A 15,270-nucleotide genomic window follows, 5' to 3' on the forward strand; every position below is an offset into this window, starting at 1 on the left:
CCTACCGGTTGGACACTCGATCACAACCGACGGTGCGCGCTTCTTGTCGCGCTTGAACACCATCGGAGGCGTGGCGAGCATCGTACTACCACATACACCCGGAGGCGCAGTAAGCGTGGCCGAGACCGTGCAAGCAAAGTGTGCGGGCGCTGTATCCCCATCCTACTCCGTTCGCTTCGCTCACTTCGTGGGGGAAGGGGGCTTAGCGCCCTCACCGCAGAAGCTAAATCGTCCACGACCCAGGTGGTGGACGCATGGATCGACGGACACGCGAGTATCTCTCGGGGCGCTTCGGTGACTACTATCGGAGCGCCGACCCGACGCTCCCGCCCGATCCCGACGCCCGCGAGTGGGGCCACATCCCGTGGACGCGCGGCGAGTCGACGACGATGGTCCGCCACCAGTCTATCTACGAACTCGGCGACCTGAGCGACTTCCTCGCGCGCGAGGCGCCGCGCCACGTCTACTTCTCCGCGGCGTGTTACGACGATCCGGGCGCGGACACGATGGACGAGAAGCGGTGGCGAGGCGCCGACCTCGTCTTCGACCTCGACGCCGACCATCTCCCGAGCGTCGACCCCGACGAGGCGACGTACGCCGAGATGCTCGCGGCCTGCAAGGACGCCCTGGAGCGCCTGCTCGATCTGCTCGAAACCGACTTCGGGTTCGAGGACGTGACCGTCGTCTTCTCCGGCGGCCGCGGCTATCACGTCCACGTCCGCGACGACGGCCTTGCCGGTCTCGATTCGGCGGCCCGCCGCGAAATCGTCGACTACGTCCGCGCGGTCGACCTCGACGTCGAGGGTCTCGTCCGGACCCGCGCCGTCGGCGGGACGACCCGTCGCGAACTTCGCACGCAAGGCGGCTGGGGGCGGCGCACTCACCGCCGCCTCCAGCGGTTCGTCGACGAGTTGAGCGACCTGGAGGAGGCCGACGCCAAGGAACGTCTCATGGAGTTCGACGGCATCGGCGACGGACGGGCGACCACGCTGCTCGGCGCGTTCGACGGCGACGCCGTCGCGGACGGCAACGTCGAGGCCGGCGGCCCGGGGGCGCGAACGTTGGTCGAGGCGCTGGCCCGCGAGACGGTCGCCGCGGAGACGGCGCCCATCGACGAACCGGTGACGACGGACACTCACCGGTTGATCCGCCTGCCGGGGAGCCTCCACGGGGGGAGTGGGCTCGTCGTCCGCCGACTCGACCGGTCGGCCCTCGACGACTTCGACCCGCTGGTCGACGCCGTCCCCGAACGCTTCACCAGACGCTCGGTTCGGGTCGAGGTGACCGACCCCGGAACCGTCGAACTCGACGGCGACAGTTTTACCCTCGACGCCGGTGAGCAATCGGTACCGGAGTGTGTCGGCGTGTTCCTGATGACGCGCAATCGAGCCCGGAAGGTCAAAGAATGAACGTGGAGGAACTGCGCTCGGTCCAGCGCACCGAACGGCAGAAAGACAGTCTCCAGCACCTTCGGGACTCGTTTTATCGCGACGTGGCCGACTACGTCGCCGAGCGCAAGGCCGAACGCAAGCGGATGGCCGCCGAGGCGGACGACCCCTTCTCCTCGCCGGAGGTGAGCCGCCTCACCGACGAAATCGAGACCGCCGAGGAGGTTGTCGAGAGCATCTACGAGCGGCGCGTCGGCAAAATAGTCAAGCGAGCGACGTTCGCCGCGGCGGGCATGGCCGCCGAGGACGAAGGGCTCACCAGCGAGGAGCGGGACCTGTTCGACGACCTGGTCACACGCATCGAGCGGAACCGCGAGACGGTGCTGGATACGCTGGCGGGCGACGTGGGCGGCGCCGAGTCCGACTCGCCGGACGAGGGCACGCCCGACGAGTCGGCCCCGGCCCCGGACTCGACAGATCCCTCGCCGGCCGACGCGGCCGGGCGAGCGGAGTCGGAACCCTCGCCGCCGGCCGACGTGGCCCCGGCGCCCGACCCGGACGACTTGCTCGCGGAAGCGATGGGCGGGGACGCGCCGGCCGAGGACGATCCGTCGCCGACGCCCGACGGCGACGCCCGCCCGGGCGCGGCGTCCGAATCGGCGCCCGACACCCAGCGCACCACCCTCCGCATCACTCGCGACGTGGGCGAGATATTCGGCGTCGACGAACGGGAGTACGACCTCGCCAACGAGGACGTGGTGACGCTCCCGACGCCGAACGCCGAGCCGTTGCTCGATCGGGACGCCGCCGAACGACTGGACTGATTCGTGCTATCGACGGTCGAAAATCGTGAGCGACGCGGTTAGTCGTCGCGTGGAAGCAGTCGCGCGCCGACGAGGCCGACGACCACCATCCCAGCGACGGCGCCGAGGATCGACAGCCCGGGGAACGAAGGGATGGCGGCGCTGGCGGACGGCGCCGTCTCCGCTGTGGCCCCGCGGTCCGTATCTCCCCCCGCGGCTGCGCCCGCCTCGTTCCCGCCGGACGCCACGCTCGCGCCCGTCGCGTTCTGCGTGCGCGCACCGTCGAGGTCGAACCGGATCGTCTCACCCGCGTCGATCGGCCCGTCGCTGGTGAGCAGCGGGATCGGCGCTTCGCCGACGCGGAGGTTCCGAGAGTGGTCGACCGTGTTCGGATCGTAGCCCTGGACGACGACGGTGAGCGACGCGGTGTCACGAAGCGGCGCCGTCTCGACCCGCGTCCCGTCGAGGTCGGCGGCGACCCCGACCCGCGCGGTGGCGTTCGCGGGGACGGAGACGTTGACCTGGACCCCGCCGTCGGTCCGCCGGTACTCTGCCTCCTGTCCCCCGGCCATCGCCGCGTACGGCGTGGCGTCCGCCGGGACGGGGAGTTCGACCACCCCGACGAAGGGGCGGTCGGTCGGGTTCCGGAGGGTAATCGTCCCGATCACGCTCGGGACGCTCGTCCCGTTCGCCGGCGGCACGACCTGCAACACGTACGGCGTCCGGCTGTCGTTGGCGATCCGGAGAACGGACGCGTCCGCGGTCGGCGGGCGCGCCACGAGGCTGACGGTCCCACTCTCGGACGCCTCGACGGTCGCCCGATAGCCGACGCCGTCGACGGTCGCCCGGACGCGGTAGGTCTCCGTCTCCTCGACCGGTCCGACCCTGAACCGGCCGTCGCCGTCGGTTTCGGTTTCCGTCACGACGAAGCCCTGGTCGTCGGTCACCCGAATGGGTACGCCGGAGAGGGGCGTCCCCGAGGCGTCCGCGACGCGCCCGCCGACCGATCCCGAGAGGCTGAGCGACGCGCTCGTGGTGTTGCGGAGCATTTCGTAGTGGGTCGTGCTCCCGTATGCGACCCGGACGGCGTACGCCGACGCTTCGGCGACGTCGACCGAGAACGACGACCCCTGCACCGTCGTCCGTGCGGGGGGGCCGGCGCGTTGCTGGGTCGCGGTGACGGGAACGACGGTCACCTGGGCGCCGTCGGCACTGCCGCCGTCGACGGTGACGGTGCCCGAAACGGACACCGTCGACTGCGCCGCGGCGGTCGGGGCGGCGGCGACACAGGCGAGGACGACGACGAGTGCGAGGAGGCGCTTCATCAGTCCGCCACCTCCGGGTTCGCGTCGCGGGCCGTCCCACGAACCGCCGTGTCGGTCACCGCGCCGTGGCGCGGGTCGAAGAGGGCAACGAGGCTCATCCCGAGGAGCAGCGAGACGATGGCGAGTCGCATGAGCGTGACGAAGGGAATCCGCTTGACAGTGATCGAGGCGGTGCCGTCGCTGACTCCGGCGATGACGTACGTATCGGCGAGGAGACCGCGGTCGATGACGACGTCCCTGATCTGCATACCGCCCTGTTCGGGATAGCGTCGCTGTCCGGCGATGCCGGAGGCGCGGAGCCGGTCACCCTCGTACACCGCGAGCGAGACGCCCTCCGCGACGACGCGGGTCGGGACGACGCTCTCGGGCGGGTCGGCCGTCGGCCCGACCGTCTTCGGCCCCGCGAGGACGACGGCGTCCGCGCTCGGCACGAAGTCCCACATCAGGCGCCCCCGAGCGACGATGCGTTCGCCGGTCGTCACCGGGACCGTCGTCCCGTTGCCGGCGAGGCCGATCCAGACGTTCGAGCCGTCGAGTTGGACGACCGTCGCCCGCGGCCCCTCGCGAACGTCGGTCACTCGCCCGTGGACCGTCTGGACGGAGCCGTTCAACGAGGAGCCGCGCCGCACCACCTGCTCGGTCGAGAGCGCGTGCGTCCCGACCGCCGGGTCCTGCGGGAACTCGGTCCGGGAGTGACCGAGGACCCGGACCGAGTAGTCGGAACCGGGAACCGCCTGCCGGGACGTGTCCATCGATCCGTCCCCGACGCCGGTCGCCATCACGGACGCCTGCCCGGCGAAGACGTACATGAAGGGAAGGGAGAGGACGAGCAGCGCCGCACCGACGTGGATGAGGCTTATCCCCATCTGCTTCAGTCTCGCGTTGCGGGAGGCCGCCGTCCGGATTCGGCCGCCGGTCCGTTTCACGGTCCCGAGGATGGCGTAGGCGACGGGCGGCAGCACCGACGCAGCGCTCGCCGACCCGACGAGTCGGTAGACGACGGCGTCGTCCGGTCGGGTCGACGCCAGTTGCCACATCTCGGTGGGGGCGACGAACGCGCCGACGAGCGTGGCGACGGTGAAGGCGCCGAGACCGGCGAGCGCTCGCGTACGTCCCGCGGCTTCGTAGTCCATGTAGAACCCGAGAAGCAGGAGGAGGCCGAGGACGAGCGGGTAGCTCCAGAGGTTGTAGTAGCGCGCTTCGACCGAGACTTCGAGCCCGGTGATCGCGTTCCGGAGCAGCGGGAAGGAAAGTCCCCAAAGCGAGACGAAGGTGAGGAGGCCGAAACCGAGGACGGCGAGGTGGACGAGGTTCGCACGGCGGAGCCACCGGCCGTCGGCCCCGTCGTCGGCTCCATCGTCCGGTTGGAGCAGCCAGTAGGTCACCGGGGCGAGGACGCCGAGCGCAGCGGTCAGCGCCATGAGGAGGAGGAAGGCGGCGCCGATACCGCCGTCGGCGAAGGAGTGGACGCTCCGGAAGACGCCGCTCCGGACGACCGACGTGGTGTACACCGCGAGCGCGAACACCGTCGCGGTCATCGCGGGCGCGAGGACGCGGTAGCGACCCGTCGGCTCGTAGGCGCTGACGGCATGGAGCGTCGCGGTCAGGAAGAGCCACGGGATCAGGATCGCCGTCTCGACGGGGTCCCACGCCCAGATGCCGCCCCACCCGAGGACGGTGTAAGACCAGAGGCCACCGAGCGCGACCGCGGCGGTCAGAAACAGCCAGCTCAGGCGGAGCCAGCGCGTGACGCTCCCGTGCCACGTCGGGAAGACGCCGCCGTTCCCCCGGAACAGCGAGACGAAGTGAGCCGCCCCGATGGCGAACGGCATCGCCAGGAGGGCGTAGGCGGTAAACATCACGGGCGGGTGGATCGCCATGTACGGATCGACCAGCAGGGGGTTCAGTCCCTGGCCGGACGTGGGCACGAACCCCGGCGGGGCGCCGGGGAATGCCGTCCGAATCGACGCGAACGGGCTCTGGGCCAACAACATGCCGGTGAAGTACGCGACGAGGCCGAGCGTGAGGCCGTGAATCAGCTTGGCGTGTCGGTCGGGGATGCCGCGAACCGCGCCAGCGATCATCGCCACGACCGAGACGATGGCCGCCCACAGCAACACCGACCCCTCGTTGGCGGCGTAGACGCCGGTTACCCGGTAGAGCAACGGCAGGTACGAGGCGGTGTTCTCCCAGACGTAGGCGTTCGAGTAGTCGGTCGTCACGAACTGATACGTGAGGTGGAGCAACGCCGAGACGAGCAAGACGGCGGCCGCCGCGGTGAGTTTCGGGACGTGTGCGACGTACGCGTCGTCGTCGGCGACGTAGGCACGACCCAGGAGGCCGGCCGCCGAGAGCGACGCGCCGAAGGCGAGTCCGAGCAGGACCGTCCCGACGTTCATGACGACCCACCCGAGTAGCGTTGCTCGGCCGTGTCGAGATAGGAGAGGAAATCCTCGGTCCCGGCGTAGCCGTTGATCCGGACCAGCACCTCACCGTCGGGCGTGATGACGACGTGCTGGGGCGGGTAGTTGACGTTGTACTCCCGTTGCATCCGGGACGCGGCTCCGCCGTCGTCGTCCAGGTTCACCGCCACCTTCACGAAGTCGTCGAGCGCCGACTGCACCGCCGGATCGGCGTACACCTCCCGGTTGTAGTCCTCACAGTAGGTACACCACGTCGTCCAGAAGTAGACGACGATCGGTTTCCCCTCGGCCGCCGCAGTCTCCTCGGCGGCCGTCACGTCCGTCTGCCAGCGCGTGTCCCCGTGATACGAGTAGTTCTCGTCGCTCAGCGTGGGCGCTGCATGCATCGAAAAATACCCAATACTAAGCAAGACCACGAAGAAGGCGAGCGTCATCGCCTTTCGAGGCTTCATTGGTGACCGCCAGTAACGGCTTCCCCTAGTAAAACCTACTGTCTCTTCGCTCGCACTGAAAAATCAAGACGGCTACGAGAGCCGATTAGAGGTCCGATGAACGCTAAATTCGGCGTCGACAAGTCGTCGGCAGCGAACGAACGAATCGGCCGCGTTTTTCGGAGTGAGAAAATCCGCAAAGGATACTTGTAGGGTCGAATCTCGGCGAGAAAAACGGAGGAAGGTTTATATTGGATGTGTAGATATAGCGAATTACTACGCGCGAGCGGACCACAACTATGACAGGTACATTCGAACGATCGGTGACACACGCATGAGTCAGGGCGACTCGACGCTCCTGCTCAAACCCGCGCTCCTTCTCGTCGGGACGGTTGCCGCTGCGGTCGTCCTGGTGTTCGCCCTCAACGGCGTCCTCGCGTACCTCGGTGTCGGTGCGGTCGGCCCCGGGGCACCGGCGACCCAGGCCGGCGGCCCGACGACGCCGGGAGCGAGCAACGCCAGCGGCGGCGGTGCCGGTGGTAGCGGCGCCGCCGGTGGCGTTCGAGCACTTCCGGCGACGTTCAGCGGGCAGAAGTGGTACAGTGAGGACCTGCGCGATCAGGAGTTCAAATACAAGGACCCGAACGCGGGCGCGGAAATCGAGTTCCAGCCCAAGAAGATGAACAACTCGACGTTGCCCGACAACGAGAAACGGGCCGAACTCATCCGTGAGGGGCGGAGCCTGTTCGCCAACACCTCGGAGGAGATGCCCGAACACGTCGGCAACGATCTGTCGTGTGCGAACTGCCACGGCGGCGGTGACCTGCCGACGACGACCGGCATGGTCGGCCAGGACATCGACATGATCCCGCTGGTCGGCACCGCCGCGGGCTACCCCGAGTGGACGGGCCGCACCGAGCGTATGCGCGATATGCGCCAGCGTATCATGGGTTGTTTCCTCCGGAGCATGAACGCCCCCGGCTCGGCCGAGGGCGTCCCGGCCTACGACAGCCGCGAGATTCAGGCGATGGAGTCGTACATGGTCTGGCTGAACAAGGGGACTCCGAGCAGTCGCGTCCCCTACTGGCGCCACCTGGAGAAACCGGAAGGTGACGAGAAGGTGCCGGTGCCCGAGGTCAACCCCGTCCGCGGGGCCGAACTCTACCTCGAGAACTGCGCGTCCTGTCACGGCGCGGACGGACAGGGTATCGAGGGGCAGTACCCGCCGCTGTGGGGCGAGGGCTCGTTCAACGACGGCGCCGGTATGGGGCGGATGTACACCTCGGCCGCGTTCATCCGCGAAGCCATGCCTTACGGCGCGGGTCACACGTTCTCGAACTGGGAGGACGTCCAGGACGTCGCCGGATTCATGAACGCTCACAAGCGACCGCACCTGCCGCGCCAGCCCAAAGACTGGGCCGTGTCGGGTGCCCCCGACGAGGGCATCTACTACAAGCGCGTCCAGCAGCGACACGGCTACGACATGAATCCGATGACGAAGAAGCTGATGCTGGCGGGCATCCCCATCGACGACTCGAAGCTCACCGCGGAGATGATCCCGGAGGATACGAGTCGGTACGACCAGCCGCTCCGTAACGGGTCGGTCGACGGCTCGTGGCAGACCACCTGGATCCGGACGTACGAGACAGTCGGAAACGAAACGTCGACGAACGCGACGGCTTCGAACCAGTCGGCCGTCGCGACATCGGGTGCGGTCTCGTCGGCGATAGAGGGGTCGCACGCGGCCAGCTGACACACCGCACTGGACTACGGACCGATGCTCGAAACACCCTCCACGCTTGCGGTCTTTTTCGCCGGCGTCCTGACGATACTGACACCGTGTTGTCTGCCGATGATCCCCGTCCTCGTCGTCGGCGCGAACGGACACCGATTCCGGCCGGTCCTCATCGTCACGGGGAGCACGCTGACGTTTACCGCCCTCGGCGTGGTGACTGGCTCCCTCGGGTCGGTAACGCCCGAGACGATCCGCGCTCCCTTCGCCGTCCTCATGCTCGCGTTCGGCGTCGTGCTCGCGGACGACGACGTGAACGCGGCGTACAGCCGGTACGCCTCCCGGCTCGCCGGGCGGGCGACGGCCCTGACCGGGCGAGTCGACGAGGACCGCCACCCGCTCGCGAACGCCTTCGTGGTCGGCCTGTTGCTCGGCGTCATCTGGCTACCCTGTGTCGGCCCCGTCCTCGGGGGCGTCCTCGCGTACGTCGGATCGACCGAGGGCGTCGTCGGCGGCGCCGGCCTCCTCTTTACTTACGGCGTCGGGTTCTCGCTGCCGCTGCTCGGCGTGGCCTACGCCGGGCGGGCGGGCGGGCGCCGACTCCTCGACTGGCGGCCCGGGGCTGGCTTTCGAACCGCCACCGGGTACGCGTTCGTCCTGCTCGGACTGGCCGTGCTCTTCGATATCGACAAACTCGCGCTCGCGTCGCTGACTGACACGCTCTAACAGCCATGACTACTGACCAACGAAACGAACGGAATCGATCGCGGTCGAATCGCTTCAGCGCCGCGCGGATCGTCGGCCGAATCACCGGGCTCCTCCACCGCGTCACCCGGAGCCGGGCCGTGAAGTGGGGGGCGCTCCTGTTCGGGACGCTCTCGTTCGTCCTGGTGTTCGGCCACGCGTCGAAGACGATGTACGGCATCGAACACGGCGGCAACCTGCTCGCTTACTGGCATATCGCCCTCGCGTGGGTGGCCTCGGCGGCGCTCGGCACGACGTTCCTCGGGAGCGTGCTCTTCCTCCGATACCGGGGGCGCTTCTGGAGCCGCCTCGCCCACAGCGCCGGGGAACTCGGCTTCCTCTTCGCGACGCTGACGCTCCTGCTGGGAAGTGCGTGGGGGAAGGTCATCTGGAACTCGTGGTGGGAGTGGACGGACGTTCGCCTCGTCACCTTCCTGATCGTGTGGTTCATCTACGCTGGCTATCTCGTGGTGTCGTCGGCGACGGACCCGAACACGGGCGACCGCTACACCGCGGTGTACGGCGTCGTCGGCTTCGTCACGGTTCCCATCTCCTATGCCTCGACGCGGCTGTGGACGCCCACGTTCCACGAGACGACCATCGGGAACCCGGAGGTCAGCGCGAACATCGGCCCGACGACGCTGCTCGTAACCGTCGTCGCGGCGACTCTCCTGTACGTCTACCTCCTCGGCGTTCGGATTCGGGTGCACGAAGTCGAAGACCGTCTCCGCGGACTCACCGGTGGGAGGAGGTGATCGTATGGAACCACTCCTCCTGTTCGGTTACACGGCGCTTTTCCTCGCGCTGTTCGGGTACGCGGCGTACCTCCAGCGCAAGCTGGGCCGCGTCGAGCGACGGCTGAACGACCTCCGGTAGGCCGCTACTCCTCGACAACGAAATCGAACGTGGCGACGCCCGCGAGCAACAGGACCGCGGTGTAGACGACGAGCAGGCGGAGCCACGACCCGGTCGGGGCGTCCGTCGTGAGCGCCGCCGTCAGTTCGACGCCCGCGAGCAACACGGGGACGACGAGCGGAACGAGCAACAGCGGCAAGGCGAGTTCGTCGAGGCCGGCACGGAAGGTGAGCGTCGCGACGACGACGCCGACGGCGGCGAATCCGACCGCCGCGACGGCGAGGACGCCGAGCAGCGCGAGCGCCGTCCGGGGCGTCGGCGCGTAGCCGAGCAGGACCGCCGTCGCCCCGAGGGTCAACACGTTCACCGCGAAGACGAACAGCGACGTACTCGTCACCTTCCCCAGGTAGATGGCGGAGCGATCGACCGGCGCGAGTAGGATGCCGTCGAGTGCGGCGTCGTCGTCCTCGACGGTGGCCGTCTTCGTCACACCGAGTGTCCCCCCGAAGACGAACGCGATCCAGAGGGCGCCCCGACCGAGCACCGCTGGGTTCCGAAACGTCTTGACGAAGCTGAACGCGAATGCGAGGACGATCAGCAGGGCGAACATCGCCATCGTCGTCGTGACGCGTCGAGAGCGGCTCTCGATCCGGAGGTCCTTCCGGACGATTCGGGAGACCGTGCCGAGAAACGACCTCACGGATCGTCGCCTCCCTTCGATCCGTCGTCGACGCCGATGGTCCGGCGATACGTCGCTTCGAACGCCGCCGCCGACGTTTCGTCGAGGTCGACGTCCGCCCGTAGCCGGCCGCGGTCGACGACGAGCGCCCGATCACATCGACCGACCCCCCGGTCGAGGTCGTGGGTCGTCAGGAGGACGGTCCGGTCGTCGAACCCGTCCAGAATCGTCGCGAGGTCGGCCACGGATCGCTGGTCGAGGCCGGCGTACGGTTCGTCGAGCAAGAGTACGTCTGGACGGTGGAGAAGCGCCCGGGCCAGCGACAGCCGTTTGCGGAGGCCGTGTGAGAACGCGCCGGGGTACTGACTCGCCCGTCCGCTCAGGTTCACGGCGTCGAGCACCGCCTCACAACGCGCTGCGGGGTCGGCGACCCCGTGGAGGTCGGCGTGAAACCGGAGGTTCTCTCGCGCGCTGAGGTCGTCGTACAGCATCGACTCGTGGGTCACGACCCCGACCGTCCGGTGGACGGCGTGGTCGCCGGGTACGAGTTCCGCGCCGCCGAGACTGATGGTCCCGCTGGTGGGCCGGGCGAGCCCCGCGAGCATACGCAACAGGGTCGACTTGCCCGCCCCGTTCGGGCCGAACAGGCCGACCGTCTCGCCCGACGCGACGGCGAAGCTGACGCCGTCGACGGCGGTCACCCGACCGTACACCTTCCTCACGTCGTCGGTCCGCACCGCCGACGGCGTCGTCGCGGGCGCCGGTCGGGCGTCGGTGGTCATCGAGTGTCGTCCGGCCGCTCGGAGCCCTCGTGGGCACGGACCGAGAGCTGTTTGGCGACGAGCCTGTCGCCCTCGACTCGCCCTTTCGCAACGACGACCCGACCCTCGCCCATCGTGTCCGGAAGCGTTCCCTCGTAGACGACCGTCGTCGAGTGGTTGCCGTCGGTCACCTCGAACGTCGCCGTCCCGCCTTCCGTCTCGAGGTTCTTCACCGACCCTTCGAGGTTCACCCACTCGCCCCCGTACTCGTCCTCGGAGAGTTGTGTCGGACTCACGAACGCGGCGGAGGCGTTCATGCTCGTCGCGCCCAGCACACCCAGGAGCGCGAGGATTGCCACCGTCGTGACGAGAAGTTTGTTCTTCCGTCGCACTACGCTCGTATCGTACGCCGGCGCTCTTGATTGTGTCGGATGGTTTCCGATCGGCGCCCCGGAGAGCCGTGCGCGCGCCGTCCACGACCGTCAGCCAGCCACGGGCCACAGATACTTCTCCCACCCTGCTCAATGCGGGCCATGACAACTTTCCGCGTGCTCGGAACGTTGAGCATGGTGTTACTGCTCGCCATCGCGGGTGTGGCGCCCGCCGTCGCGACGACCGACACCGGGGACGCATGGACCGGCGTCGCGCCCACGCATTCGGGTGGGGAGACCGGGACGCCGGGCGAGGAGGTGGTTCTCCACCAGCGCGGCATCGTCTCACGCAACTCCGAGCCCGGAAGCGTGACGCTCACGTTCGCGTACGACATCCCGTCGTCGATCACGGGCCTCCGGGTCTCCGTGCCCGTCGTCGGCCTCGACGGTATCTCCGTCGCCGGGATGGAAGGGTTCGAACGGACCGACCGCGGCTACTTCCTCTGGGACGGCGAGACGGCGCACCCGACGGTTTCGGTACGGATGGCGGTGACCGACTCGCTCGCCGAGGGCGTCCGGGGCATCGAGCGCGAGGACTGGGCGCTCGTCTCCGAGCCACAGACCCGAATCCAGGTGCGGACCGACGCGCGCCCCCGTCAGCGCACCTCCTTTACCGTCGCCGACGGCGAGGAGGGGTACGCCCGGAGTCACCTGGCCTACCTCGGCCCGCACGAACGCCGGAACGTCACGCTCGGCGGCGAGCGGACGACGTTCGTCCTCGGCGCCGAGAACGCCGATCCGACGCGTGCGATCGAGTTCCTCCGCACCGCGAACGGGCGCTTCGACTTCGGCGTCCGGCGCGACTCGATGACGGTGTTCGTCGTCCCCCTCGGCGGGCTGGAAGAGGGGCCGGTGCAGGCGGCCACCGTCGACACCGCGTTCTGGGTTGGATCGACGGGGCTCCGACTCGAATCGACCGGCTCCGTCTTCGCCCACGAGTACGTCCACACCCGGTTGGGAACGGTCGGCCGCGAGGACGCGGCGTGGCTGACCGAAGCGAGCGCCGAGTACTACGGCCGCCTGTTCGCGTTCAACGCCGGCGTCGGCACCTACGACTCGTTCCTCGAGGGACTGCGGGCGACCCAGTACGCCCCCGACCGCCGCGCGGCGGTGCTCACCGATTCGGAGACGTGGCAGGGAACGCAGGCCCACTACGACAAGGGCGCACACGTCCTCGCGGCGCTGGACGCGGAGATTCGCCGCCGCACCGACGGTGACCACACCCTCAGTGACGTGTTCACGGGGCGGTCGGAGCCGTTCGGCGACTACGAGGCCTTCCGGTCGGCGGTGGTCGAGGTGACCGGCGACGAGGCCATCGGGACGTGGCTGGACCGCTACGCCACCACCGACGACCTGCCGCCGCTCCCCGAGCATCCGCGGAACTACGTGGCCGCCCCGTCGCTCGATCCGGACGGCGACGGCATGCCGAGCGGCGCCGAACTCGACGCCGGCCGGCACCCGTTCGTCGAGGGACCGGCGACCGAGCAGTTGGCCGACCGGACGACGGCGACGGCGACGCCCTCGGCCACGGCGACGGGCGACGGGACGACGCCGGCACCGAGCGGCACGGAGGACCGGGCGCCGGGCTTCGGCGTCGTCGCGGCGCTCGCGGCGCTCGCCGTACTCGCGACGGATGTCGGACGACGACAGTAAGAGCGGTCAGGCGCGTCGCAGTCCCTCGCCGAGACCGGTCGCCTCGCCGCATTCGGGGCATTCGTACGTCCACCCGTCCTTGGTGGCGCGACCCTCCGGGAACTCGGCATCACACTTTCGGCAGACGAGCAGGTCCCGGCGGGTAGAGGCGTGTAGCTGCGACATACGCTGAGAATCTACAGCATCCCACATCAACGTGTCGTTTCGGTTCCATGCTAACGTGTGTCCCGCCGAAGGGCACGACGAACGGCCGTCAGCCGGCTGATCCCCGTCCGTCGGATTTTCGACTTACTCGTCGCCGCTCAGGATGCCGCGATGGGTCATTCGTTCGGGGTCGAGCACCGCGTCGGCCTCCGACTCGGTAAGATAGCCCTTCTCGATGGCCACTTCGCGGACGGTCTTGCCCTCCTTCAGCGCCGCCTTGGCGACTTCCGATGCCTTGTCGTAGCCGATGGCGGGGTTGAGCGCCGTCGCCAGCGCCATCGATCGCTCCACCGCGTCGGCGCAGTGGGCCTCGTTGGCCTCCAACTTCGCCACGAACTTCCCGGCGAACGTCTCGGCGGCGTTGGCGAGGATGGCGGCCGACTGGAGGAAGTTGTACGCGATGACGGGTTTGTAGAGGTTGAGGTCGAGTTGCCCGCCCGCGGCGCCCGCGGAGACGGCGGCGTCGTTGCCCACGACCTGCGTGTGGACCTGGTTGACCGCCTCGGCGACGACGGGGTTGATCTTCCCGGGCATGATCGACGACCCCGGCTGGTTCTCCGGTTGCTCTATCTCGCCCAGGCCGTTCCGCGGGCCGGAGGCGAGCAGGCGGAGGTCGTTCGCGATCTTGTTCAGCGAGCCGGCGACCGTCCGGAGGGCGCCGTGGGCCTCGCCCATCGCGTCGTGGGCGGCCTGTACCTCGAAGTGGTCGTCGGCCTCGCGGAACGGTAGCCCCGTCGCCTCGGCGATGTACTCGGCGGCACGCTCGGGGAACTCGGGGTGCGTGTTCAGGCCCGTCCCCGTCGCCGTCCCGCCGAGGGCGAGTTCGGCCAGTCGGGACCCCACCGACTCACAGCGCTCGATCCCTTTCTCGACCTGGGTGCGGTAGCCGCCGAACTCCTGGCCGAGGCGGACCGGCGTCGCGTCCTGCAGGTGGGTGCGGCCGGTCTTGACGACGCCGTCGAACGCCTCGGCTTTCGCATCCAGCGCGTCGGCGAGCGTCTCCAGTGCGGGAATCAGGTCCTTCTCCACCGCCTCCAGCGCCGCGACGTGCATCGCGGTCGGGATCACGTCGTTCGAGGACTGCCCGAAGTTGACGTGGTCGTTCGGGTGGACGGTCCGGTCGCCCACCTCGGCGCCCATGAGTTCCGCCGCCCGGTTGGCGATCACCTCGTTGGCGTTCATATTCGAGGAGGTGCCCGATCCGGTCTGGAACACGTCGACCGGGAACTGGTCGTCGTGGTCACCGGCGATCACCTCGTCGGCCGCCTCGACGATGGCGTCGGCCACGTCGTCGTCGACGAGGCCCAGATCACGGTTGGCCCGCGCCGCCGATCCCTTGACGATACCCAGGGCGCGGACGAACCGCCGCCCGAACCGCGCGTCGCTGATCGGGAAGTTCTCGACGGCGCGCTGGGTCTGTGCGCCCCAGTACGCGTCGGCCGGCACGCGGATTTCGCCGAGGCTGTCACGCTCGATGCGGAAGTCGCTCTCGTCGCTCATGCGCGAGCGAACGGCGGCCGCCTCGTAAAACCTACCGCTACGCGTCCGGCCCGTGTTCCGCGTACGCCTCCGGCGTGTACGTCTTCATCTCGAGGGCGTGGATGTCGGTCGTCATGTAGCCGTCCAGCGCGTCGTACACCCTCTGGTGTTGCTGGACCAGCGACAGGTCCTCGAACGCGGGCGAGACGACGACGGCCGCGAAGTGAGCGTCCTCGTGGTCCTCGTCCGGGACGCGGGGTTTGGTGACCGTCGCCTCGGCGTCCTCGATACCCTCCTCGATCAGTCGTTCGACTTCGGCGGTGTCCATACGGAAACGGGGTCGCCGGGCCACAAAAACCACG

Annotated in this window: 16 protein-coding genes; 7 read left to right on the forward strand and 9 right to left on the reverse strand. The window is 68.8% G+C overall.

The features are described 5' to 3' along the window. Window positions 1–254: 254 nt before the first annotated feature. Both priS and HALNA_RS08050 read left to right on the forward strand, forming a co-directional pair. On the forward strand, window positions 255–1,409 hold the full coding sequence (priS, locus tag HALNA_RS08045) for a DNA primase small subunit PriS (protein ID WP_049935873.1): 1,155 nt from the start codon (window positions 255–257) through the stop codon (window positions 1,407–1,409). After that, window positions 1,406–2,212, forward strand: a complete 807-nt coding sequence (locus tag HALNA_RS08050; protein ID WP_049935874.1) for a hypothetical protein — start codon at window positions 1,406–1,408, stop codon at window positions 2,210–2,212. Before priS ends, HALNA_RS08050 begins: the two co-directional genes overlap by 4 nt. 38 nt (window positions 2,213–2,250) lie before the next feature. Here HALNA_RS08050 and HALNA_RS08055 read toward each other — a convergent pair whose 3' ends face one another. The 3 genes from HALNA_RS08055 to HALNA_RS08065 are packed head-to-tail and all read right to left on the reverse strand — an operon-like array spanning window position 2,251 to window position 6,391. After that, window positions 2,251–3,516, reverse strand: coding sequence for a carboxypeptidase-like regulatory domain-containing protein (locus tag HALNA_RS08055; RefSeq protein ID WP_049935875.1), 1,266 nt, complete (start codon window positions 3,514–3,516; stop codon window positions 2,251–2,253). Continuing rightward, window positions 3,516–5,915 (reverse strand): cytochrome c biogenesis protein CcsA, encoded by a 2,400-nt coding sequence (gene ccsA, locus HALNA_RS08060; protein ID WP_049935876.1) that lies wholly within the window; start codon window positions 5,913–5,915, stop codon window positions 3,516–3,518. The genes HALNA_RS08055 and ccsA (HALNA_RS08060) overlap by 1 nt, the downstream gene beginning before the upstream one ends. Next, window positions 5,912–6,391 carry a thioredoxin family protein gene (locus tag HALNA_RS08065; RefSeq protein ID WP_211226004.1) on the reverse strand — a complete coding sequence of 160 codons (480 nt, stop codon included), beginning with the start codon at window positions 6,389–6,391 and terminating at the stop codon, window positions 5,912–5,914. Before HALNA_RS08065 ends, ccsA (HALNA_RS08060) begins: the two co-directional genes overlap by 4 nt. A gap of 313 nt (window positions 6,392–6,704) precedes the next feature. Here HALNA_RS08065 and HALNA_RS08070 point away from each other — a divergent pair, with 313 nt between their 5' ends. Genes HALNA_RS08070 through HALNA_RS19330 form a run of 4 tightly spaced genes read left to right on the forward strand, consistent with a single transcriptional unit; the run spans window position 6,705 to window position 9,722 of the window. Further along, entirely contained in the window at window positions 6,705–8,123 is a 1,419-nt protein-coding gene (locus HALNA_RS08070; RefSeq protein ID WP_084509943.1) for a c-type cytochrome, read from the forward strand. A gap of 24 nt (window positions 8,124–8,147) precedes the next feature. Beyond that, window positions 8,148–8,828, forward strand: coding sequence for a cytochrome c biogenesis CcdA family protein (locus HALNA_RS08075; protein WP_049935878.1), 681 nt, complete (start codon window positions 8,148–8,150; stop codon window positions 8,826–8,828). 5 nt (window positions 8,829–8,833) lie between these two features. Next, window positions 8,834–9,601 carry a cytochrome c biogenesis protein CcsA gene (gene ccsA / locus HALNA_RS08080; protein WP_211226005.1) on the forward strand — a complete coding sequence of 256 codons (768 nt, stop codon included), beginning with the start codon at window positions 8,834–8,836 and terminating at the stop codon, window positions 9,599–9,601. A 4-nt stretch (window positions 9,602–9,605) separates the two neighbouring features. Continuing rightward, window positions 9,606–9,722, forward strand: a complete 117-nt coding sequence (locus HALNA_RS19330) for a CcmD family protein (protein ID WP_084509944.1) — start codon at window positions 9,606–9,608, stop codon at window positions 9,720–9,722. Window positions 9,723–9,726: 4 nt separating this feature from the next. Here HALNA_RS19330 and HALNA_RS08085 read toward each other — a convergent pair whose 3' ends face one another. The 3 genes from HALNA_RS08085 to HALNA_RS08095 are packed head-to-tail and all read right to left on the reverse strand — an operon-like array spanning window position 9,727 to window position 11,533. After that, window positions 9,727–10,401, reverse strand: a complete 675-nt coding sequence (locus HALNA_RS08085) for a heme exporter protein CcmB (protein ID WP_049935879.1) — start codon at window positions 10,399–10,401, stop codon at window positions 9,727–9,729. Next, window positions 10,398–11,162, reverse strand: a complete 765-nt coding sequence (gene ccmA, locus HALNA_RS08090; RefSeq protein WP_049935880.1) for a heme ABC exporter ATP-binding protein CcmA — start codon at window positions 11,160–11,162, stop codon at window positions 10,398–10,400. Before ccmA ends, HALNA_RS08085 begins: the two co-directional genes overlap by 4 nt. After that, on the reverse strand, window positions 11,159–11,533 hold the full coding sequence (locus tag HALNA_RS08095) for a cytochrome c maturation protein CcmE domain-containing protein (protein ID WP_049935881.1): 375 nt from the start codon (window positions 11,531–11,533) through the stop codon (window positions 11,159–11,161). Before HALNA_RS08095 ends, ccmA begins: the two co-directional genes overlap by 4 nt. 141 nt (window positions 11,534–11,674) lie before the next feature. Here HALNA_RS08095 and HALNA_RS08100 point away from each other — a divergent pair, with 141 nt between their 5' ends. Then, complete coding sequence (locus HALNA_RS08100) at window positions 11,675–13,225, forward strand: M61 metallopeptidase family protein (protein ID WP_049935882.1); 1,551 nt, start codon at window positions 11,675–11,677, stop codon at window positions 13,223–13,225. Window positions 13,226–13,231: 6 nt separating this feature from the next. Here the strand turns inward: HALNA_RS08100 and HALNA_RS08105 are convergent, their stop codons facing one another. The 3 genes from HALNA_RS08105 to HALNA_RS08115 form a co-directional block, all read right to left on the reverse strand. Then, window positions 13,232–13,390 carry an HVO_2901 family zinc finger protein gene (locus tag HALNA_RS08105; RefSeq protein WP_211226006.1) on the reverse strand — a complete coding sequence of 53 codons (159 nt, stop codon included), beginning with the start codon at window positions 13,388–13,390 and terminating at the stop codon, window positions 13,232–13,234. 123 nt (window positions 13,391–13,513) lie between these two features. Further along, window positions 13,514–14,929: a class II fumarate hydratase gene (locus tag HALNA_RS08110; RefSeq protein ID WP_049935885.1), complete on the reverse strand. Its 1,416-nt coding sequence runs from the start codon at window positions 14,927–14,929 to the stop codon at window positions 13,514–13,516. A gap of 37 nt (window positions 14,930–14,966) precedes the next feature. Continuing rightward, window positions 14,967–15,236 (reverse strand): BolA family protein, encoded by a 270-nt coding sequence (locus tag HALNA_RS08115; RefSeq protein ID WP_049935886.1) that lies wholly within the window; start codon window positions 15,234–15,236, stop codon window positions 14,967–14,969. Between the last annotated feature and the right edge of the window lie 34 nt (window positions 15,237–15,270).

Origin of the sequence: Haloplanus natans DSM 17983 (assembly GCF_000427685.1) — an archaeon.
Lineage (GTDB): Archaea > Halobacteriota > Halobacteria > Halobacteriales > Haloferacaceae > Haloplanus > Haloplanus natans.